General features: G+C 45.7%; 17 protein-coding genes. 11 read left to right on the plus strand and 6 right to left on the minus strand.

The window, feature by feature from the left end; all coding sequences use genetic code 11:
* Positions 1 to 491: 491 nt before the first annotated feature.
* The 5 genes from BHV83_RS11760 to BHV83_RS11780 all read left to right on the plus strand — a co-directional run bounded on the left by BHV83_RS11760 (position 492) and on the right by BHV83_RS11780 (position 4,091).
* Positions 492 to 1,793: a phenylacetate--CoA ligase family protein gene (locus BHV83_RS11760; protein WP_005643803.1), complete on the plus strand. Its 1,302-nt coding sequence runs from the start codon at positions 492 to 494 to the stop codon at positions 1,791 to 1,793.
* A gap of 83 nt (positions 1,794 to 1,876) precedes the next feature.
* Positions 1,877 to 2,302, plus strand: a complete 426-nt coding sequence (locus BHV83_RS11765) for an ACT domain-containing protein (RefSeq protein WP_005639303.1) — start codon at positions 1,877 to 1,879, stop codon at positions 2,300 to 2,302.
* Positions 2,303 to 2,368: 66 nt separating this feature from the next.
* Positions 2,369 to 3,178, plus strand: a complete 810-nt coding sequence (locus BHV83_RS11770) for an outer membrane protein assembly factor BamD (RefSeq protein ID WP_005639304.1) — start codon at positions 2,369 to 2,371, stop codon at positions 3,176 to 3,178.
* 26 nt (positions 3,179 to 3,204) lie between these two features.
* Positions 3,205 to 3,537, plus strand: a complete 333-nt coding sequence (locus tag BHV83_RS11775; RefSeq protein ID WP_005639305.1) for a DNA-directed RNA polymerase subunit omega — start codon at positions 3,205 to 3,207, stop codon at positions 3,535 to 3,537.
* A 92-nt stretch (positions 3,538 to 3,629) separates the two neighbouring features.
* Positions 3,630 to 4,091 (plus strand): DUF4293 domain-containing protein, encoded by a 462-nt coding sequence (locus BHV83_RS11780; protein WP_005639306.1) that lies wholly within the window; start codon positions 3,630 to 3,632, stop codon positions 4,089 to 4,091.
* Positions 4,092 to 4,364: 273 nt separating this feature from the next.
* Here BHV83_RS11780 and BHV83_RS11785 read toward each other — a convergent pair whose 3' ends face one another.
* The 4 genes from BHV83_RS11785 to recJ all read right to left on the minus strand — a co-directional run bounded on the left by BHV83_RS11785 (position 4,365) and on the right by recJ (position 10,337).
* The gene (locus tag BHV83_RS11785) at positions 4,365 to 5,027 is read right to left on the minus strand and encodes a porin family protein (protein ID WP_122204421.1); all 663 of its coding nucleotides are present in this window, start codon (positions 5,025 to 5,027) and stop codon (positions 4,365 to 4,367) included.
* Entirely contained in the window at positions 5,024 to 6,826 is a 1,803-nt protein-coding gene (locus BHV83_RS11790) for a PBP1 and LysM peptidoglycan-binding domain-containing protein (RefSeq protein ID WP_286757547.1), read from the minus strand. Before BHV83_RS11790 ends, BHV83_RS11785 begins: the two co-directional genes overlap by 4 nt.
* A 76-nt stretch (positions 6,827 to 6,902) precedes the next feature.
* A complete protein-coding gene (locus BHV83_RS11795) occupies positions 6,903 to 8,603 on the minus strand; it encodes a RecQ family ATP-dependent DNA helicase (RefSeq protein ID WP_122204422.1) in 1,701 nt (566 codons plus the stop codon).
* 9 nt (positions 8,604 to 8,612) lie between these two features.
* Positions 8,613 to 10,337, minus strand: coding sequence for a single-stranded-DNA-specific exonuclease RecJ (gene recJ / locus BHV83_RS11800; protein ID WP_122206247.1), 1,725 nt, complete (start codon positions 10,335 to 10,337; stop codon positions 8,613 to 8,615).
* A gap of 398 nt (positions 10,338 to 10,735) precedes the next feature.
* Here recJ and BHV83_RS11805 point away from each other — a divergent pair, with 398 nt between their 5' ends.
* The 6 genes from BHV83_RS11805 (at position 10,736) to fmt (ending at position 17,914) form a co-directional block, all read left to right on the plus strand.
* Positions 10,736 to 11,881: a PDDEXK-like family protein gene (locus BHV83_RS11805; protein WP_005639313.1), complete on the plus strand. Its 1,146-nt coding sequence runs from the start codon at positions 10,736 to 10,738 to the stop codon at positions 11,879 to 11,881.
* Complete coding sequence (locus tag BHV83_RS11810; RefSeq protein WP_005639314.1) at positions 11,868 to 12,692, plus strand: hypothetical protein; 825 nt, start codon at positions 11,868 to 11,870, stop codon at positions 12,690 to 12,692. The genes BHV83_RS11805 and BHV83_RS11810 overlap by 14 nt, the downstream gene beginning before the upstream one ends.
* A 438-nt stretch (positions 12,693 to 13,130) precedes the next feature.
* Entirely contained in the window at positions 13,131 to 13,691 is a 561-nt protein-coding gene (locus BHV83_RS11815) for an L-threonylcarbamoyladenylate synthase (protein ID WP_005639316.1), read from the plus strand.
* A gap of 2 nt (positions 13,692 to 13,693) precedes the next feature.
* Positions 13,694 to 15,094, plus strand: coding sequence for a sugar transferase (locus BHV83_RS11820; protein ID WP_122206248.1), 1,401 nt, complete (start codon positions 13,694 to 13,696; stop codon positions 15,092 to 15,094).
* Positions 15,095 to 15,127: 33 nt separating this feature from the next.
* Positions 15,128 to 16,936: a chloride channel protein gene (locus BHV83_RS11825; RefSeq protein ID WP_286757548.1), complete on the plus strand. Its 1,809-nt coding sequence runs from the start codon at positions 15,128 to 15,130 to the stop codon at positions 16,934 to 16,936.
* 3 nt (positions 16,937 to 16,939) lie between these two features.
* Positions 16,940 to 17,914: a methionyl-tRNA formyltransferase gene (fmt, locus tag BHV83_RS11830; protein ID WP_122206249.1), complete on the plus strand. Its 975-nt coding sequence runs from the start codon at positions 16,940 to 16,942 to the stop codon at positions 17,912 to 17,914.
* Between the two features lie 122 nt (positions 17,915 to 18,036).
* Here fmt and BHV83_RS11835 read toward each other — a convergent pair whose 3' ends face one another.
* On the minus strand, positions 18,037 to 21,159 hold the full coding sequence (locus tag BHV83_RS11835) for an efflux RND transporter permease subunit (protein ID WP_286757550.1): 3,123 nt from the start codon (positions 21,157 to 21,159) through the stop codon (positions 18,037 to 18,039).
* Between the two features lie 6 nt (positions 21,160 to 21,165).
* Positions 21,166 to 21,739 (minus strand): efflux RND transporter periplasmic adaptor subunit (locus BHV83_RS11840; RefSeq protein WP_286757551.1); only part of this gene is annotated, 574 nt, incomplete at its 5' end.

Here is a 21,739-nt window from a genome sequence, read left to right on the forward strand (position 1 = left end):
ATCTCCAAAGGATAAGGTTCACCCTTGCGACGAGTCAATGACTTCTCTTTTTTCATCTTTGTTGACTTTTATGAAGTCAACCTATTTCAGGACGAGACATAGGCTATTTGTGATAGATAGGTATTTTATTATTAGCAAAGTAGTATGATTTTCGGCTGAACATCCGGATGTATGGGGCCTGAACATCCGGGTCTATGGAACGCTACACCCGGATGTAGAAGGTCGCAAGATGTGGGTGTATGCAAACATTTGTGCTTTTGTTTATTAGTTTGTCTGCTGTCCTGCTTCATTTTATGTCATACCTTTACGACAATAATCTCCCTATAAAAAAGGTTTATATGCTGTTTTAACAAGTTCGGAGACGGATGAAAACGGTAAGATAAGCACGAGGTGGCATAAAAGGAGAACTAAAAAGAAGGTTTCTTATAAAAAAAGTTATTACTTTGCAACTGATTTAGACTATTAACATTAAAAGACAGCGAACTGATACCATGATTTGGAACGAGACTATCGAATGTATGAACCGCGAGGAAATGCGGAGATTACAGAGTATCCGCTTAAGGCGGGTTGTTGAACACGCTTATCATAATTCTCCTTTCTACCGTAAGAAAATGCAGGAAATGGGGATTACTCCGGAAGATATTCATTCTATTGACGATATAGTGAAGCTCCCGTTTACCGTTAAACAGGACTTGCGGGACAATTATCCTTTCGGGCTGATGGCCGTGCCGATGTCTGAGATTGTCCGGTTGCACGCTTCTTCCGGAACGACGGGAAAGCCTATTGTTGTCGGTTATACCCGGAAAGATCTGTCTATTTGGGCTGAAGTGGTGGCACGATGTCTGACCGCTTATGGTCTGACCAAGAATGATTCGGTGCAGGTTTCATACGGTTATGGCTTGTTTACAGGAGGCTTGGGAGCACATGCCGGAGTCGAGAATATCGGCGGGACGGTAATTCCGATGAGTAGTGGCAATACGCAGAAACAGATTCAGTTGATGCATGATTTTGGCGCTAAGGGGTTGGCTTGTACGCCTTCCTATGCGTTGTATCTGGCAGAAACAATTCACTCATCCGGCATACCGTTGGAAGAATTCAAGTTGCGTGTCGGTGCTTTTGGGGCTGAACCTTGGACGGAAAATATGCGTAAAGAGTTGGAAAGCAAGCTGAATATCAAGGCCTATGATATCTATGGGCTGACAGAGATTTGTGGTCCGGGAGTTGGAGGAGAGTGCGAGTGCCAGAACGGTACGCATTTATGGGAAGACCATTTTTTCCCTGAAATTGTGGATCCGGTTACTTTGGAACCGGTAGAACCTGGACAGCACGGAGAATTGGTTTTCACGACATTGACAAAAGAAGGGATGCCTATGATCCGTTACCGTACGCGCGACCTGACGCATTTGATTTATGATAAATGCGAATGTGGACGTACGGCAGTTCGTATGGGACGTATTCTCGGACGTAGTGACGATATGTTGATTATTCGGGGTGTGAATGTATTTCCGTCGCAGGTGGAATCGGTCATTCTTGAAATGCCGGAATTCGAACCGCATTATCTGATTGTGGTCGACCGTGTAAACAATACGGACACATTCCAAATTCAAGTAGAAGTGCGTCAGGAGTTTTATTCGGACGAAATGAACAAGATGATTGCCTTGAAGAAGAAAATCGCGAACCGTATGCAGAGTGTAATCGGTTTGCAACCCGATATAAGGATTGTCGAGCCGCGCAGCATTGAGCGGAGTATGGGTAAAGCCAAACATGTGATCGATAATCGTAAACTGGAATAGGAAAGAATTCTGATTTATGATTTATGAATTATCGACAGTTCATAAATCATAAATAATTAGTTATAAATCAAATTTTATCCCCCATGTTAATTAAACAGTTATCTATCTTTCTGGAAAATAAGAAAGGCCGTTTTACGGAAGTGGCAAAAATATTAGGTGAAGCAGGCGTAAACATGTCCGCTTTCACAGTTGCTGAAAATTCAGACTTCGGAATCTTGCGTTTGATCGTGTCGGATACGGATACTGCCATCAAGGTCTTACGCGATCGCCTGTATGCCGTGAGCGTGGCCGATGTCGTTTGCTTACATTGCCCCAATCAGCCGGGAGCATTGGCTAAAGCGATGGACATCATTACTTCGGCCGGAATATTTATTGAGTATATGTACGCTTTTTCTCAGGGTGAGGCAGCCAATGTGATCATTCGTCCCGACAATGTGGAGAAGTGTGCGGAGGTTCTGAAAGCCAATAAACTGGAGCTGATTGCGGCCAGTGACTTATATAAGTTGTAAATATTAACGTTAAGCGCTTCGTTTATTTGTTGGAAAACTTTAACTTTGCGCGCTAAAAGTATGTGAATGAAAAAGGTTGTATTTTTATTGATGATGATTACGGTTCTGTTATCTTCCTGTGGGGAGTATAACAAGATACTGAAAAGTACAGACTACGAATTGAAATATTCGTATGCAAAGAAATATTTCAATGCAAAACAATATTCGAAGTCTGCCACTTTGCTGGATGAACTGGTGCCTATTTTTAAAGGTACAGCTAATGCTGAAGAATCTTTGTATCTGCTGGCGCAAAGTTATTATGGACAAAAAGACTACCAGACTGCTTCGCAATACTTTAATACCTATTATACGACTTATCCGAAAGGCGAGTTTACCGAGTTGGCCCGTTATTATTCGGGTTATGGATTGTATCTGGATTCACCGGACCCCCGCTTGGATCAGGCGCAAACGTATGAAGCCATTAACCAGTTGCAATTATATTTGGAGTATTATCCGCAAAGCGAACGTGCTAAAGAAGCTCAGAACATTATGTTCGAATTGCAGGAAAAGCTCGCCTATAAGGAACTGTTGGCAGTCCGGTTGTATTTCAACTTGGGTACCTATATGGGAAACAACTATCTTTCATGTGTGATTACCGCGCAAAATGCACTTAAGAACTATCCGTATTCAAAATATAGGGAAGAGTTCATGTTCTATACCATTCGTGCCAAATACGAATTGGCTGTGGTTAGTGTGGAAGAAAAGTTGCAGGGACGTTACCGTGAGGTTGTAGATGAATATTACAATTACATGAACGAGTATCCCGAAGGCAAGTATGTAAAACAGGTTCAGAAGTTCTACGACTATGCCAGCAAGCGAATAACAGATACGTATTAACGAAACAACTAATCAATAAAGTAAGTATGGATTACAGAAAGACTAACGCTCCGTCGAATACAGTTACCCGCGACATGATGAAGCTGTCATCAGACACGGGCAATGTGTATGAAACTGTTGCAATCATTGGTAAACGTGCTAATCAGATTGCTGTTGAGATGAAACAGGATCTGGAAAAGAAACTTCAGGAATTTGCTTCCTATAATGATAATTTGGAAGAAGTTTTTGAAAACAGAGAGCAGATTGAGATTTCACGTTACTATGAAAAACTCCCAAAACCGACTTTGATCGCAGCTAAGGAGTATGAAGATGGTAAGGTGTATTATAAGAACCCTGCAAAAGAAAAGAATAACCTTTAATTAATTGACAATTGATAATTGACAATTGACGGTTAGGTGAGTATCATCTAATAATTGTCAATTGTTAATTGTTAATTGTCAATTGTTTTATTATGTTACAGAGAATACAAACGGTTTATTTGCTTATTATAATGGCATTGACGATTGCCATTCTGTTTTTACCGCTTGCCGTGTTGCAGTCGGGTGATCAATTGTTTACATTTGATGCGACCGGTATCAGTACAATGGCCGCTCAGCCGGAACTTATTTATCCCACATGGGGATTGTTTGCTTTGACAATCGTGATCTCTTTGCTGGCTCTTTTGACTATCTTCCTGTTTAAGAAAAGAATCCTTCAGATACGGATCTGCGTATTTAATGCAATTTTGATGTTAGGTTTTTACGGTCTCTTTGCATTCTTTTACTGGGATCTGGGTAATCAAAAGGAGATATTCTCATTAAGTTTGAAGATCGCCTTTTCTTTTCCGTTGATCAGCCTGATTCTGGATTATTTGGCTATACGTAATATTGGGGCAGACGAAGCACTGGTGCGTTCTTTGGATCGCTTGAGATAATCATTTCGGAGTATATAAAAAAAGAGGATATCTCATCACTGGGATATCCTCTTTTTTTGGCCTAAATCTGATAGTCTAAAGACTATATTATCTCTATTAGCATTGATAAATTCTTAATACTTCTAATGCAAAACTAACCATGTAGTAGAGCTTTAGACTTTTAAAAAGGGAAAGGCGGCGTTTTTGTTTTGGGAGGAGCCTACTGCCCATTCTTGGCTTGTCTTTATTACAAAGTTATTGTAAGCCTTGATTTCTATATTGCCTAAGATTATCTTAAAATCCCGGAATCATATACGTGATCTTAGCCGAGATTACCTGCGAAGACGATTTGGAAAAATAATCTTCTTTACGGCTGTTGAAGATGTCGCCGAGGGCATAGTAATAGCGGCCCTCCAGGAGGAAAGAGCCAATTCCTGTACGAAGTTCAATACCCGGACCACCGCATAATCCCCAGTCGAATTTCTTTTCGATTGGCATATCGTGCTGTTCGTTTTCGGTGTTCGGCTTGGCTCCGTTCAGATTCTCGTCTGTCTTTTCACCGAAAGCATATCCTATTTTGGGTCCCAGGTTGACGAATACCCTGAAACGTTTACTGCCAAAATAGATATGTGTCAGGACCGGAAGTTCAAAGTAGTTGATTGTCCGGCTGTATTTATACTGAGGCTGGTCCTCGAACTTTTCATCCCATCCATGTTGGATGAAATTCAGTTCAGCCTGCAATCCGAGATTTTTTTCCGTGATCCACCGGAGCGTGAGACCGCCCGTGTAGCCCATTTTCATTTTCTGCTGCACTTTCGTCTGGGCAAAACTGACTTTGGAAAAGGTCGTACCGAAGGAAGCACCCAAAGACAATTCCCGTTTGAACTTATCCTGCGCCTGAATGTAGTTCAGGGTGACAAGGCTTATAATAACTGTTGTAATAACTTTCCTGATCATCTTACTTCGTTCCGTGTTACATTGAAATCACTTTGATAATGAACAATAAAGATGTTCGTATTAATGAAACCTCCCCAGTTATTTACGCGATGGAAATCGAATCCGGTCTGTACACCCTGGTAATGAATTTTATCCAGATTATTCTCGAAGTTGGAACCATATTTGTTGATTGCTCCGATGAAAAACATACCGGTGTCGAATCCTAAAATACCATATTTAGGGAATATATTGATCAGGTTTTTACTATACCAGTTTTTATATTTGGTATAGAAGTCTGCCACCTCTTTCGACAGGTTGTCAGCATAGAAGTTACTGTATATATATGTGTTCAGTGCATAGAAATCTTCCAGACAGTCACGCGTATATGTCTGCCATTCAGGATAGCCGAACAAGGTCAGTCCGCATTCGGGTTTTGTTTCCGCCAGCATACGTAACGGAGACTTGATCTTGTTTAGAGCCTCCAATGTGCCCGAAGTCGGTACGATCACGTTCCGTTTGTCTGTTCTGAGGAGCGTGTCGACATCGGCAGTTAGGGTTTCGGCATTATAATTGATTTCGGTAAATGGGATCTGCCGTTGTTTCATCTCGGCTTTGAATGCCTTGATAAATTCGGTTTTATCCTTTCCATCTCTGATGTTCAGTAGGATTATATTGTCTTCGGCAAATAGGTCGCATCCGCCTTGAGCCGCTTTGGCATACAGGTAGGAGTGAGGCGTATTTACCTGGTAAACATATGCGTTTGACAACACATCGTCGTTCTTCGATGTAAAAGGAATCACATATTTGATGTTGTTCTTCTGGGCAAATTCCGCAACCGGGCCGATCTGGTCGTTTTGTACGGCTCCGATGATGAGGTTGGCATTCTTCAAGGCATCCTCTTTCAGGATCTCTTTCAGTTTCTTTGTTCCGTTTCCTGTATCATAAACTGACAGATCGATAGAACAGCCTGTGTTTTTAAGACTGTCCACCGCCAGCAAGAGACCTTCGTAATATTCGATGAAGCGTTGTGTCTCCGTAGACGGGATAGCCTCATTTGTCATAAACGGCAATAACAAGGCTACTTTGACGCTGTTGACGCGCTCGATGCTTTTCGGTTCTGAGAGCAACGCATTGACATCTCTTTCCGAAAGCATGGTAGTTGCTGGTTCGGTCGTCATCTCTTCGGCTTGTACGGGGATCTTAATAGTCATACCGGCCTTAACTCCTTCTTTCAATTTCGGGTTAAGCTTGATCAACTCGTAGCTGGAAATATTGAATTTCCGACAGATCCGGTACATGGTTTCCTTTTTCTGGACGGTATATTCAATTTCTTTGGTAACGGTCTTGAGCTCCGTCGTCGGTAAATCTTCCACTTGCGTCGCCGGAATGCGGATTGTCTTGCCAATTGTAAAAGTGGAAGTAGACAATCCGGGGTTCGCTTTTACGATGGCGGTAGCGGGAACGGTGTACCGGATGGATAATGAATACAGGGTTTCTTTGGGCTGTATGGTATGGAAAATATAATTTCCATCTTGCTTCTTAGCAGTACCTCCAACTATGTCGCGTTGCGGTATTTTAAGGGTGGCACCTGCTTTGATCCCCTCTTTGCTATCTGGATTCAGCCGGTAAATATCATCGGGCGTAACTCCGTACATGGTAGCGATTGCGTAAACAGTTTGCCCTTTTTCTATTGTATGAAAAAATACATTATTGTCTTGTCCGCTTGTAATAACCACTTGTGATCGGTTGTTTTGTGCATAGATAGATACACCAGCCAGACTCAGAAAGAACGTCAGTACATATATGTTAATCTTATTCATTTGCTGATTTGGATTATTTAGGGGCAAAGATAACAACAAAAAACGAGAGTAATAAAAGATAAGTCGCTAAAGTGCATTATCTGGCATTTCCGATATCCGTAAAAATTCCCACCTTTCCCTCTTTCAAATAAAACCGTTTGTCATGCTCGGCTAGGAAGCGGATGGTGGTGACGATTTTTTCCTCCGGAAAAGGTAATAAGGGGAGCAAGGTGGTGACAGGAAGCAGTTGCCGGGTGGAAAGCAGTCTGAGTAACAGGTCGCGTATGGCGTTGAAATCCCGGTTGTTCAGGCCGGAATCATTCTTGGAAAGGCAGACGTCGCAACATCCGCAATCTTCCGTATTCTTTTCCCCGAAATAGGAGAGTAGCAGGCGACTCCGGCATATATGTATCCCGTTCATGTATTCCACCACTTTCGAAATGCGTTTTTTCATTCTTTCCCGACGTTCCTCATAAGCGGAAGATGGGATAATAAGGGCATTTGTTCGCACACGTGGATGCGTATATGTGATTTGGGGGGCGGTCTGGAAGGATGATTCGTCTATTGCTTCGCAATATTCAATGTAGCCGGACAGTTCTAGCAACTTCAATGCATGATGTATCTGTAGCGGAGGAAGCTGGCAAATGGAATAAAAATCTGTCAGTTCGAAGTTATGAACGATATCTTTTCCTTGCCCTTCCTGAATTCGGAAATAATCGCCCAACGCTTCATATACTTTTCCAATCAGCTTCTTTTCGGGAAACTCATCGTCTATCCGCTTTTTCAGATGAAAACTATCCGTATCTGTACAGAGAGCTACTGCAAAGGCTTTCCGGCTGTCTCGTCCGACGCGGCCTGCCTCCTGGAAATATTCTTCCAATGATCCCGGCATATCCAGATGGACAACCAACCGCACGTCCGGCTTGTCGATTCCCATCCCGAAAGCATTCGTGGCGACCATTACGCGGCACTCGTTATTTTTCCAACGGTGCTGCCGGATCGCCTTTTCTTCCCGGTTCAGTCCGGCATGAAAGAAATCGGCAGATATTCCGGCTTGTTGCAGGAAGAGAGCTGCCTCTTTTGTCTGTTTCCGGCTCCGGGTATAGACGATAGCCGTGCCGGGCACTTTTCCGAGTATGTAGGCCAGTGTGCTCAGCTTGTCTTCCGTACGGCGCACGATGTAGGTAAGGTTCGGACGGACAAAGCTTGTCCGGAACACATTCTTCTCCTTGAAAAGCAATCGTCTCTGTATGTCGTCCACGACTTCGGGCGTGGCAGTCGCCGTCAGTGCCAGTACCGGCACGCCGGGCAGTTGCTCCCGAATGTCGGCGATATGGAGATAGGAAGGGCGGAAGTCATAGCCCCATTGCGAGATACAATGGCTTTCATCCACCACTAACAGGCAGACGTTCATGGCCTGTAGCTTTTCCCTGAATAATCCGGTGGCAAGCCGTTCGGGCGAAACGTACAGGAACTTGTATTGTCCGGAAACGCAATTCTCCAATTCCGCAACGATTTCCTGCCGGCCCATGCCCGAATATACAGCCGTAGCTTTGATCCCGACCCGGCGCAGATTGTCGACCTGGTCGCGCATCAAAGCGATAAGCGGGGTAATGACAAGGCAAATCCCTTCCATCGCCAATGCCGGAACCTGGAAGGTGACCGATTTGCCGCCTCCCGTCGGCATCAGGCCGAGCGTGTCTCTTCCGGCACAGACGGAATGGATAATATCCTCCTGTAGGGGACGGAAAGCAGGGTATCCCCAATACTTCCCTAAGATCTTATGGTAGACATCCACCGCATCCCTTCATATATCGTTCTCCTTGATGTCCTTCACCATCAGTTGCAACGACGTGTTGCCGTTGTAGGTGTTCTCCTCGATGGTGTAGCAGATATTGAAAGGCTTCATGTTCTTGATATGCGTATTGTGCTGGTGCATGCCGAAAGCAATGCCGTGTATCGGTGTGTTCGACTTGTCGTCGATCAATTCCAGTTTGATATGTTCCAAGTCTTTCCCTACCAGCTTGCTGGTCCCGTAATCCTTGACTCCGAGCGAGCAGAACACGGGTTTCTGGTTGTCCGGGCCGAACGGATTCATCTTTTTCAACTCACTCATGAACTTGGCGTTGATATCTTGCAGGTCCAGCACGGCATCTATATCGATCTGCGGCGTCATCTGTTCGGGGATGATCTCGTCGGCGGCCAGCTTGAGGAACCGCTGGGTGAAAGCGTCCAGGTTTTCCTCTTTCAGGGAGAGGCCGGCGGCATACGTGTGCCCGCCGAAGTTTTCCAACAGGTCGCGGCAGCTTTCGATTGCTTTGTATATGTCGAATCCCGTGACCGAGCGAGCGGAACCGGTGATCAGTTCGGACGATTTCGTCAGGACGACTGCCGGGCGGTAGTATTTTTCCGTCAGGCGGGAAGCGACGATGCCGATCACCCCTTTGTGCCATCCCGGATTGTAGACGATGATCGCCTTACGGTCTTCCATGTTCTGGAATTCGTCGATGACGGCGTTCGCCTCGTCTGTAATCTTCTTGTCCAGTTCGCGGCGTTCTTCGTTATACTGGTTGATGCTCTCGCTCTTTTCGCGGGCCACGTCGACATCCTTCGCCAGGAGCAGTTCGACCGCTTCCTTTCCGTTCATCATACGGCCGGAAGCGTTGATGCGAGGTCCGATCTTGAAGACGATGTCGCTGATCGTGATCTCTTTGCCCGACAGGCCGCAGATATCGATGATCCCTTTCAGGCCGAGGCTCGGATTGCTGTTAAGCTGCTTCAGGCCGTAGTAAGCCAATATGCGGTTTTCGCCGGTGATGGGGACGATGTCCGAGGCGATGCTGACCGCCGTCAGCTCCAGCAGTTTCTCCAGGTCGGCGAACGGGAAGTTGTTGCTTTTGGCGAATGCCTGCATGAACTTGAACCCGACGCCGCATCCCGACAGATGTTCGTACGGATAGACCGAGTCCACCCGCTTGGCATCCAGTACGGCGACGGCATCGGGCAATGTGTCGTCCGGCATGTGATGGTCGCAGATAATAAAATCGATCCCCAACTGCTTGGCATATTCGATCTTTTCGATGGCCTTGATGCCGCAGTCGAGCGAGATCACTAGCGTGATCCCGTTTTCCCGGGCGTAATTGATCCCTTTGTACGAAATCCCGTATCCTTCGTCATACCGGTCCGGAATATAATAATCCAATGCCGATGAATAAGGACGCAAATACTTGTAGACCAATGAGACGGCTGTTGTACCGTCTACATCGTAGTCTCCGTAAATCAAAATCTTTTCTTTATTACCCAGTGCTTTATTCAAGCGTTTGACCGCCTTCTCCATGTCCGGCATGAGGAATGGATCATGCAGGTCGTTCAAGCAGGGTTTAAAGAATTTCTTCACCTCTTCAACAGTGGTGAGTCCTCGCTGAACGAGCAAAAGACATACGACCGGACTGAGTCCCAGTTGGCTTGCCAGCCTGTCTCTCTTATGTAACTCTTCTTCTGTTGGGGTTTGAAAGTTCCATTTTGTAATCATTATATATTGTTTTTTTCTTTTTTATCGTCTCTGATATATCGGATATGCGGGTTTATGGTGATAAAACCTCCAATATATTTGAATCCGTAAAGTTAGATAATATAAATGGATATTTCTGTTCGGCGGCTTGCTTTTTTATTAATTAGAAGCTGTTTTAATTTTTTCAAGCTGCTCTCCGGCTGTTTTTTGCCTATTTGGAGGGGGTGAAATGGCTGATTATGGATGATCATTGGCAACATTGAATTATAAAACCACGTTTTGCTTATGAGAGATAAGGCAAGATAGTTTTTTTATTGTATATTTGCCAAGTACACAGCGTACATAGGATTTTTATTATGTATGGTCAAGCGTGGGGGTAAGGTTGTTTTTCGTACATCTCCCTTCATTATATTATTATTATGGACAAAATACAAACCCTCTTATCTCAAATATCTTTATTGTCAAAAAAGAATAATGAGATTTTGGAAATAATGGGTACTCGTTTTAATATATTTCATATTTTAGGAGTGAGCCATTATGAAAATACTCATTCTACTATTCTGGCAGAACTCTTGAATCCTGAAGGAACACACGGATTACATAACTCATTCTTAAAGCTGTTTTTGGATATAAATCAGATAGAAGGTTTTGACTCCCGGAATGCTTTGGTAAGGACAGAAGTCGCAGTTTCTGAATATGGAAGAATTGACATTCTTATAGAAAGTTCAAATTGGGCAGTTATTATCGAAAATAAGTTTTATGCCAAGGATCAGCCGGAACAGTTAAAACGTTATAATGAATATGCAATAGGGAAATATGGCGTAGGAAATTATATGATTCTATATTTAACACCGGACGGCAGATATGCCTCTGATGATAGTGGGAGAGGAGTTGATTATAGATGTATTTCTTATAAAAAAACTATTATAGAGTGGCTGGGACAATGTGTCGGGATTGCAGTTCACCGACCGTTGGTCCGTGAAACAATAAATCAATATATAAATTATTTAAAACAATTAACAGGACAAGATATGAGCACGATAGTTCAATCTGAAATTATTAATTTGCTTTCGAAAGCTGAAAATATAGAGTCTGTTTTGCAAATACCGACCTATATAGAAGCCGTGAAAGATGCCATTATGACAAAAATGATTCAATCTGTGGCCTTGGAATGTGGCGTGAAAGGTGGATTACGGACAGACCTAAAGGAGCGTGAGTTTTATTTTTATAAGGAATCATGGAAAGAAGGAACTTCTATTTATTTTGGATTGGATAAAGGTAAAGTTTATTATGCAATTAAAACAAAAGAGTCTCTGGATGGGAAGGCTAAGCCGGAAATATATCTGGAACATTTATTTGAAGAAGGAATAGATGCGTTTGATCCTTATGGCTATGGATATATTTGTGAATATGACTGGTTGACAAATAATCATATATGGGTGGAGATGGCTGATGGTTCATTTGCCAAGAAGTATATTATTCCTTCTGTAAAGAAGATACTTGAATTTGTCGAATGTGATGAAATGTTGAAATCAAAATTAGAAGAAAGAAATGAAAACGTTTAATTGTTGGTTGATTGCGAATGTGTTGCCTTACGTCGTAGCTATAAGTTGTTATTTTGCTATAGGAGGCTTAGGGCTAAGAATGAATTGTTTTTCTTTTTGGGATTATTTTGTAGTATTTGGTTGTGGGGGTATTTTTTCCATCATAGTTATGATTTATACATATTGTAATATCGAGGAAGTTCTTTCTTGCCGTTTTATATGGGGGAACAGCAATGTGAGTATATTCTCATTTTCTTTAATTTATACTCTTAGAAAAGGAATATTAGCGTTCCTTTTACCTGGGGCAATTTATTTTTCCATCCTTCTTTTTTTAATGGAGGATAATAAGAATAATGAAACAGAACAAGTTACTGAACAAGTAAAGGCAAATGCGAAACCATCTGCTTCAGAAAAGAAAGATGCCAAAGATAAAGAGGTTGTAATGGTTTGCGAATATATTGAAAAAGGAGATTATTATATTTACTATCCTGAACAGTGTATGGCCCAGAATGATAATAATTTGGTATTCCTTTCAGAGAATGGAATAAAGATCGAAGCATTTTTCAATGAAAGTGAATCATTGGATATTCATTATCAGAATGGAATAAAATATAATGAAGAACATGGGTGGAACACGACTTACAAACATCGTTCAAAGACGGGTTATTTTTTATCCGGAAAGAATTCGGACGGGATTATTTATTATCAGAAAACTGTAAAAAAAGATTTCGGTAGTTATTATACAATCCGAATTGAGTATCCAGAATCAGAAAAAGATTTTGGGGATCAATATATTAAATATTATATAAAGCGTTTCCCTGAGCAAATATAAAAAAACGTTACCGGACGAGGGGAACGGCTGACTGTCGTGCAAATCTGTATCTTTCGCTATGCTGAATGTGATACAGTCCGAAAAACAGTCGGTGAACCAGTATTTCCGACAGATGATACTTTAGTGCCGGGAATTTTTGTAACAAAAAAACGGCTCAGTAGATGTTTTTGGTGAATGAAGGGTGGCACATCGCCACTCTTTTTTGATATATCAAAATGTCACTACCACCCCGTGTAAATCGGATTAGTACCCCATGTTCTATGAATTAATATAGCGGGTAATATTTTTAACATAATAAAAAGAAGCGTTTTGCCTGTTTGGAGGAAGCAAAATGGCAGATTCCGGGAGTGGCGATTCTTGGAAACTGTTTGAAAAAAGTCCAAACCGCTTTCCAAGTCCGCGAATGATTTGTACATTTGTGACATTATTTAAAAAACAATGACGGAAGATATTCAAAAAGCCTGCGAAATTATGCAGGCGGGAGGCATAATACTCTATCCTACAGATACGATCTGGGGAATTGGTTGCGATGCGACCAACGAGAAAGCCGTACAAAAAGTGTACGAGTTGAAGAAGAGAACGGACAATAAGGCTATGCTGGTATTGACCGACAGTTCGGCAAAACTGAGCATGTACGTGTCGGATATGCCCGATATAGCTTGGGACCTGATCGAAGTGGCCGATAAACCGCTTACGATTATCTATCCTCATGCAAAGAATCTGGCGAGCAATCTCTTAGGTGAAGACGGAAGTGTCGGCATCCGGGTGACGAACGAAGAGTTTTCCCGTAAACTGTGCGAACGTTTCCGCAGGCCGTTGGTTTCCACCTCTGCGAACGTGAGCGGCGAGCCTTCTCCGGGTAATTTCAGCGAGGTGTCGGACAGTATTAAGAACGGGGTCGATTATATTGTGAAATATCGCCAGGATGATATGAGCAAGGCCAAGCCTTCCAATATCATCAAATTAGGAGACGGTGGCGTTATCCAGGTAATCAGATAAAAATGAAGAAGAGCAAGCAGGCTGGAAAATACATATTATCGGATTTTATATCGGCTTCGGTAGCGTGGTTGCTATTCAATATCCTTCGCTATGAGGTGTTCGCCATCGATGAGGGAGCAGATAGTCTGCTTGATTATTTGCAATATCCGGGTGTGCTTGGCGGCCAGGTAGTCATTCCTCTTTTCTGGCTGGTGCTTTATTATTTTTCGGGATATTATAACAAGCCGTTCGGGAAGTCCCGCCTCACCGAACTTTTCTCGACATTCATTACCGTGCTGATCGGGACGGTTTTCGTCTTTTTTGCATTGCTGCTCGACGATATTCCCCGTTCGATCGATATCTATTATAAACTGTTCTTCGGAATGTTCGGATTGCAGTTTTTCATAACCTATATCCCGCGTCTGCTGATTACGCAAAGCGGGATGAGGAAGATAAAGAACCGGGAGTGGGCGATGAAGGTGCTGATTATCGGTGCGGGAGGGAAGGCTGTCCGCATCGCCCACGATTTGTATCGCCTGGGCTATGATATTTGCGGCTTTGTCTCGGAAGACGAGAGGACGCCGGTCAAGGCCGACCGGAATCAGGTGCTGGGGACGGTGGAAGATATTCCGGTCTTGATGGAAAAAGAGAATGTGGATGAAATCGTTTTAGCTGTCGAGTCGAAGAATAATAAGGCGCTTTTAGGAATCCTCTATTCGCTCTACTGGTATAAACGTCCGATAAAGGTGTTGGCGGACCGGTTCAATATGCTTTCGAAAATACAGCTTCGGACGATACGGGGAATCCCGTTGGTCGATGTGACGGATAACAACTTTTCACCGGCCGAACAGAACATAAAGCTTTTTCTGGATAAAGTCTGTTCTGTCGTTGCACTGCTGTTGCTCTCTCCCTTATTCGCCTATATCGCATGGCGGGTGAAGAAGGATTCTCCGGGGCCCGTGTTTTTCCGCCAGGAGCGGATCGGTTATCTCGGACAGCCGTTTTGGATGTACAAGTTCCGCACCATGTATGTCAATGCCGAAGAGAACGGCCCGTCGCTTTCGTCGGAAGACGACCTGCGTGTAACGCCGTTCGGACGTATCATGCGGAAATACCGGTTGGACGAATTGCCGCAGTTCTGGAACGTGCTGAAAGGGGATATGTCGCTGGTCGGACCGCGCCCCGAACGGAAATATTTTATCGACGAGATCGTGAAAACGGCTCCCTACTACTATCTGTTGCACAATGTCCGTCCGGGCATTACCTCGTTGGGGATGGTGAAGTACGGCTATGCGGCAAGTGTGGACAAAATGGTGGAGCGTATGGAATATGATATATTATATTACGAAAATATGTCGCTGACACTGGATCTGACAATTCTGATCTATACAGTTAAAACAGTAATTACTGGTAAAGGCGTTTGAGGAATTAAGAATTAAAAAATAGAGGTGTTGATTATGAAGGATAATTTTCAATTTTCAATTTTCAATTTTCAACTTTTCTATCGGTTCCTGTTATGGCGGGACAAGCATATAAAAGAGAAGCATTTCATATTGATCGTCAGTTTTCTGGTCGGTATTTGTACGGCAGCAGCAGCTATTGTCCTGAAGTCGATCATTCATTTTATACAACATCTTCTGACCGGCAATTTTAATCAGGATGGGGCGAATTACCTGTATCTGCTTTATCCGGTGATCGGTATCCTGCTTGCCGGTTTGTTTGTAAAATATATCGTACGGGATGATATCAGCCACGGGGTGACGAAGATACTCTATGCCATTTCCCAGCGGAAGAGCCGCATCAAGCCTCATAATGCTTGGACTTCCATTGTCGCCAGTTCCGTCACCATCGGTTTCGGCGGATCGGTCGGGGCAGAGGCACCTATTGTGTTGACAGGGGCTGCGATCGGATCCAACTTGGGCCGTCTGTTCCGCATGGAGCAAAAGACTTTGATGTTGCTGGTCGGCTGTGGGGCTGCCGGGGCGATTGCCGGTATATTCAAAGCTCCGATTGCTGGGGTGGTGTTTGTGGTGGAAGTGCTGTTGTTGGACCTGACGATGACGTCGGTACTTCCTTTGCTTATCACTTCGGTGACGGCTGCGACTGTTTCCTATATTTTTACGGGTACGGAAGCAATGTTTCCGTTTTCCCAGACCGAAGCGTTTGTGATCGAGCGTATTCCTTATGTGCTGTTACTAGGTGTTTTCTGTGGTTTGGTGTCTCTCTATTTTACCAAAGTCATGAACCGGGTCGAGGGGATGTACCGGAACTTGAATAATTACTGGAAGAAATTCGTCGTTGGGGGGATCATGCTGAGTGTGCTGATCTTCATATTTCCTCCGCTCTATGGTGAAGGTTATGATACGATTTCGTCTTTGTTGAACGGGCAGTTCTCCCATATAATGGATAAGAGTATGTTCTATAGTCTGAACGATACCTATTGGGGATTGCAGATATTCCTTACGCTGATCTTGTTGTTTAAGGTTTTTGCTTCGAGCGCGACGAATGCTGGAGGCGGTTGTGGTGGTATATTTGCTCCCAGTTTGTATTTAGGATGCATTGCCGGATTCGTGTTTGCGCATGCGTCCAACTATTTTCCCTTTACGATGTATCTGTCGGAGAAGAACTTCGCCTTGTTGGGAATGGCGGGTATCATGTCCGGTGTCATGCATGCGCCGCTGACCGGTGTCTTCCTAATTGCCGAGCTGACCGGCGGGTATGCTCTTTTCCTTCCACTGATGATCGTATCTGTGAGCTCCTATATCACGATCAAGATGTTTCTTCCACACAGTATCTATTCGATGCGTCTGGCCCAGAAAGGGGAGTTGCTTACCCATCATAAAGACCGTGCCGTGTTGACGTTGCTGAATACCGACAGTGTGATCGAGCGCGACTTCCTGACTGTCTCTCCCGAAATGTCCTTGGGAGATATGGTGAAGGTGATTGCCAAGAGCGGGCGAAATATGTTCCCCGTTATCGACGAACGGGGTATCCTGTTGGGGCTTGTTCTGTTGGACAATATCCGGAACATTATGTTCCGCCCTGAGTTATATAATCGGTTTCACGTCTCCAAGTTCATGGTTTCGGCACCTGCCAAGATCCAGGTAGGGACGCCGATGGAACAGATCATGCGTATCTTTGACGATACGAAGGCCTGGAACCTGCCGGTTGTAGACGAGGAAGGACGGTATATCGGCTTTATGTCCAAATCGAAAATATTTAATTCATACCGCGAAGTGCTGGTTGAAAACTTTTCAGAAGATTAAAAAATGAAGAAAGAAGATTTACGAATCGTTTATATGGGCACTCCCGATTTTGCGGTGGAGAGCCTGCGTGCCTTGGTTGAAGGCGGATACAATATAGTAGGGGTGATTACGATGCCGGACAAACCGGTCGGCCGTCATGGCAGTGTCTTACAGGCAAGCCCGGTGAAGCAATATGCCCTGTCGAAGGGATTACCGGTACTCCAGCCCGAAAAGTTGAAAGATGAGGCTTTTCTTTCCGAGCTGCGGGCTTTGAAAGCGGACTTGCAGATCGTCGTCGCTTTCCGTATGCTGCCGGAGGTTGTCTGGGATATGCCGCGTCTGGGAACGTTTAACCTCCATGCCTCTTTGCTTCCCCAATACAGGGGGGCAGCTCCTATCAACTGGGCGGTGATCAACGGAGATACGGAAACCGGTGCGACCACCTTTTTCCTGACTCACGAGATCGACACAGGTAAGATCATCCGCCAGAAGCATTTGCCTATAGCCGATACGGATGATGTGGGGATCGTCCATGACGGCTTGATGACGATGGGAGCCGGGCTAGTACTGGAAACCGTCGATTTGTTGTTGGAAGGAAAAACAGATGCCGTTCCTCAGGAAGAATTTTATAAAGATCCTTCCGAACTCCGTCCTGCTCCGAAGATTTTCAAAGAAACTTGCCGTATCGACTGGCTTCAGCCGGTGAAAAGGGTTTATGACTTCATCCGCGGTCTGTCTCCTTATCCGGCTGCCTGGACTGAAATCGTTTCTCCGGAGGGCGTGCGCACCGCGCTGAAAATCTATCAGGCAGAGAAGCGCCCTGCCACACATGAACTTCCCGTCGGAACCATCCGGACCAACCGTAAAAGCTATATCGATATCGCGGTGGAAGACGGCTATCTGCGCCTGCTGTCGGTTCAGTTGGCAGGTAAGAAACGTTTGCCTGTTACGGACTTCCTGAACGGGTTCAAGCAGATAGGAGAATATAAAGTCGATTGATAAAAGAAGGAAGATGTGTCGAAAGCCCCTTTGTTCCCGCGCTTGACGGCTATGCCCTCAATGTGGGAACAAAGGGTGAATTCGACACATCTCCCTATGTTCGGTGTTACCTGTATCCCGGCTTATTTCTGTTTCCGGCTGAATTTGTCCAATACCTTTTCCTGGAATAACTGCATCAACTCGTAGAAGCTGGGGATAAACATCGTTGCAAAAATGGTGTTTACCGCCATGCCGAATACGACTGCCGCTCCTAAGGATAGACGGCTTCTCGCTCCGGCTCCTGTTGCAAACAGCAGAGGCATCACCCCTAAGACGAATGCGAATGAAGTCATCAGGATCGGACGCAGACGGATATGGCCGGCTTCGAGTGCGGATTCGCGTATCGGATTGCCGGCCTTATGGTAGTCACGGGCAAATTCGACAATCAGGATGCCGTTCTTCGCAGAGAGGGCGATCAGCAGGATGATACCGATTTGTGTATAGATGCTGACCGGCACGCCCATGACGAAACAACCCAAAATGGCCCCTAACAGGGCGATCGGAAGTCCCATGATGGCGGCGATTGGGCTTGTCCAACTTTCATACTGGGCCGAAAGAACCAGGAAGGCGACCAAAAGAGCCATTGCAAAGACGAGCATGGTGGTGGAGCCTGCTTTCGTTTCCTGGTAAGCGACGGATGTCCATTCATATCCGAAATTATTGCCTAATTGCTCCTGTACGAGTTCTTCCATAGCCTGGATCGCTTCGCCGGAACTATATTTCGGATTGGCTATGCAGGTGATGGATGCCGACTTATACATATTGTACAGGTTGATCTGATCCAGTCCCAACTGCTCCTTCACTTCCGTAAAGGCGGAGAAAGGAACCATTTTGCCGGAATTGTTTTCGAGGCTCAGGTGCAACACGTCGTCTATAACTTTTTGAGCTTGGTCGTAGGCCTCGATCTTTACCTGGTAGATACGCCCGAATTCGACGAAGTCGTTTACATAGGCGGCTCCCATATAGTAGCTTAGAGTCGCGAAAACCTGGTTGAGCTGCAGGCCGAGCAATTGCACCTTGTCGCGGTCGATAGCCAGGTTATACTGGGGGACGTTGGCTTGGTACATGCTCGAAAGGCTGAGCAATTGCGGCTTGCTCCGGTACGTGGCTTGCAGTGTTTCGATAGCATGCTGCATCTCCGTCGGGCCCAGATTATTACGGTCTTCCAATTGGAGTTGCAGGCCTCCCGAAGCTCCCAATCCGGGGATTGCAGGGGGGACCATTGCGAATATCTGTGCTTCCTGGATGCCGTAGGCTTCGCGGTTAAAACGGTTTACGACAGCCGAGGCGGTATGTTCTTTGCCTTTTCGTTCGTTCCAGTTTTTCAGGATCACGAAATAGGTCCCTGCGTTCGAGAGTTCGCCGCCACCCATGATAGAGAAACCGTTTACTCCGATATAGGTCTTGATTTCAGGATAGCTGTCGAGGATCTTGTCGATCTGCTTTCCGACTGCTTCCGTACGGTTCAGGCTGGCTGCCGGCGGGAGCTGGGTGGATATCAGGAAATAACCGTCATCCTCTTCCGGGATGAAAGTGGTCGGCCAGCGCATAAACATGACGATGGCAATGGCCGTTATGATCCCGAATATCACCATCGTGACAAACGGGTTCTTCAGCATGCGGCCGACGATGTCGTCATATATTTTCTGGGTTTTGCCGAACACCTTGTTGAAGGCTTTGAATACAAAGAATTTCGGTTCTTTGTTCGCTTGCAGGAACAGGGCGCACAGGGCCGGCGTAAGCGTCAGCGAGTTGAACCCGCTTAAGACGGTGGCGGCAGCGATTGTCAGGGCAAATTGTTTGTATAATTGGCCGGAGATACCGCTGATGAAGGTCGTCGGGATAAAGACCGCCAGCAATACCAGCACGACGCCTACGATTGGGCCGACAATTTCACCCATAGCTTCGGTCACGGCTTCACGGGCGGTATATTTCCCCGTATCCATCAGCCGCGACGAGTTTTCCACCACCACGATCGCATCATCCACCACGATCGCGATGGCCAGGATCAACCCGAACAAGGTCAACGTATTGATCGAGAATCCTAAGGCCGACATGACCGCCAGTGTTCCGATCAGGGAGACGGGGATGGTGATGCAGGGGATGATAACGGCACGGAAATTCTGGAGGAACAGGAAGATAACCAGTATGACGAGGGCTGTCGTCTCCAGGAAAGTGACGAGCACTTCGTCGATGGAGGCATTGATTACCTGTGTCGTGTCCAGTGTCACATCATAGACGACGCCTTCCGGGAGGTTGCCTGCCAACTGTTCCATTTTGGCCCGTACCCCTTTGGCCACTTCCAGCGAATTGGAACCGGGGAGTTGGTAAATGGCTATGGCGGCACTCGGCTGTCCTTTCAGTTTGGAGGTGACATTGTAGGAAGAACTGCCTAATTCGATACGGGCGACATCTTTCAAGCGGAGTATCTTGCCGCCCTCTTCCGTACGGAGGATGATGTTCCCGAATTCTTCCGGAGTCGTCAAACGGCCTTTTACCGTCAGTGTGTATTGGAACGGATTGTCGGCTTTGGCTATCGGTTGCCCGACGTAACCGGCCGAAACCTGTGTGTTCTGTGTCGAGATCGCCTGGAAGATCATATCCGGCGTGAGGTTGCGGATGCGCATGGCGTTCGGATCGAGCCATATACGCATGCTGTAGCTTCCGGCTCCCATGACACTGACGGAGCCGACACCCGGCAGACGCGTCAGTTCGTCCGTCATGTTGAGGCTGGCGTAGTTGCTCAGGTACAGCCCGCTGTAAGTGGAGTCACGGGAGCTTAGCGTCAGCATCATAACGATGTTGGACGATTGCTTCTTGGTGGTGATGCCTTGTACGATCACGGCTTCCGGCAGACTGCTTTGTGCAATGCTGACACGGTTCTGCACCATGACGGTCGCCATGTCGATATCCGTACCGACAGCGAACGTGATGGTTAGTGAATAGGCTCCGGAACTGGATGAATTGGAACTCATATAAAGCATTCCATCTACACCGTTTACCTGTTGTTCGATGGGCAATCCTACGGTCTGCGCTACTGTTTCCGCATCCGCACCTGGGTAGAAAGCCGATACCTGTACGGTCGGCGGCGTGATTTCCGGATATTGCGCGATGGGAAGTATGTGTAGCGTGACCAATCCGGCTACCACCAGGATCAGGGCGAGGACGGTAGCGAATATCGGTCTGTTTATGAAGAATTTTACCATAGCTTTTTATTTTATAGGCTTAATACTCATACCGTCTCTGACTTTCAGCAGGGCGGTTGTCACATACCGTTCGTCGGGGCGGATACCGCTGATGACCTGCCGGAGCGTATCGTCCACCAACTGTCCGGGTTCGATATGGCGGTATCGTACGATATTCGAATCGTTCACTATATAGAGGAATTTTCCCAACTGGTCGGTCCCGATAGAGGCGTCGCGCACGAGGACAGCGTCTTTCTGTTCGCTGTAGGGCAAGGTGATTGTAACATACAGCCCGCTTTTCAATTCGCCGTCTTTATTTTCGAGATTGGCGCGGACGTTCAGCGTACCGGTCGACAGGTCGACGTTGGGAGAGAGGTAGTCGAGTGTCCCGGTATAACTTTGCCGTCCGTCCTGTCCGAGGCGTATGGAAACATGGGTAGGCATCTTGACGTTCGGATCGTTCTGGTCGGCAATCATTTTCATCCGCATGAACTGGTTGTCTTCGATATTGAAGTTGGCGTACATGATGTCGTCTTTGTATAATGTAGCCAATGTGACGGGTTGGACAGCGCCGTTGATATAGTTGCCCACATCATAGCTT

The sequence above is a fragment of the Parabacteroides sp. merdae-related_45_40 genome (assembly GCF_001915675.1).

Bases quoted from the DNA above. Each gene is read 5' to 3' on its own strand.
- BHV83_RS11760 (WP_005643803.1), top strand. From the start codon at position 492: ATGATTTGGAACGAGACTATCGAATGTATGAACCGCGAGGAAATGCGG.
- BHV83_RS11765 (WP_005639303.1), top strand. From the start codon at position 1,877: ATGTTAATTAAACAGTTATCTATCTTTCTGGAAAATAAGAAAGGCCGT.
- BHV83_RS11770 (WP_005639304.1), top strand. From the start codon at position 2,369: ATGAAAAAGGTTGTATTTTTATTGATGATGATTACGGTTCTGTTATCT.
- BHV83_RS11775 (WP_005639305.1), top strand. From the start codon at position 3,205: ATGGATTACAGAAAGACTAACGCTCCGTCGAATACAGTTACCCGCGAC.
- BHV83_RS11780 (WP_005639306.1), top strand. From the start codon at position 3,630: ATGTTACAGAGAATACAAACGGTTTATTTGCTTATTATAATGGCATTG.
- BHV83_RS11785 (WP_122204421.1), bottom strand. From the start codon at position 5,027: ATGATCAGGAAAGTTATTACAACAGTTATTATAAGCCTTGTCACCCTG.
- BHV83_RS11790 (WP_286757547.1), bottom strand. From the start codon at position 6,826: ATGAATAAGATTAACATATATGTACTGACGTTCTTTCTGAGTCTGGCT.
- recJ (WP_122206247.1), bottom strand. From the start codon at position 10,337: ATGATTACAAAATGGAACTTTCAAACCCCAACAGAAGAAGAGTTACAT.
- BHV83_RS11805 (WP_005639313.1), top strand. From the start codon at position 10,736: ATGGACAAAATACAAACCCTCTTATCTCAAATATCTTTATTGTCAAAA.
- BHV83_RS11810 (WP_005639314.1), top strand. From the start codon at position 11,868: ATGAAAACGTTTAATTGTTGGTTGATTGCGAATGTGTTGCCTTACGTC.
- BHV83_RS11815 (WP_005639316.1), top strand. From the start codon at position 13,131: ATGACGGAAGATATTCAAAAAGCCTGCGAAATTATGCAGGCGGGAGGC.
- BHV83_RS11820 (WP_122206248.1), top strand. From the start codon at position 13,694: ATGAAGAAGAGCAAGCAGGCTGGAAAATACATATTATCGGATTTTATA.
- BHV83_RS11825 (WP_286757548.1), top strand. From the start codon at position 15,128: ATGAAGGATAATTTTCAATTTTCAATTTTCAATTTTCAACTTTTCTAT.
- fmt (WP_122206249.1), top strand. From the start codon at position 16,940: ATGAAGAAAGAAGATTTACGAATCGTTTATATGGGCACTCCCGATTTT.
- BHV83_RS11835 (WP_286757550.1), bottom strand. From the start codon at position 21,159: ATGGTAAAATTCTTCATAAACAGACCGATATTCGCTACCGTCCTCGCC.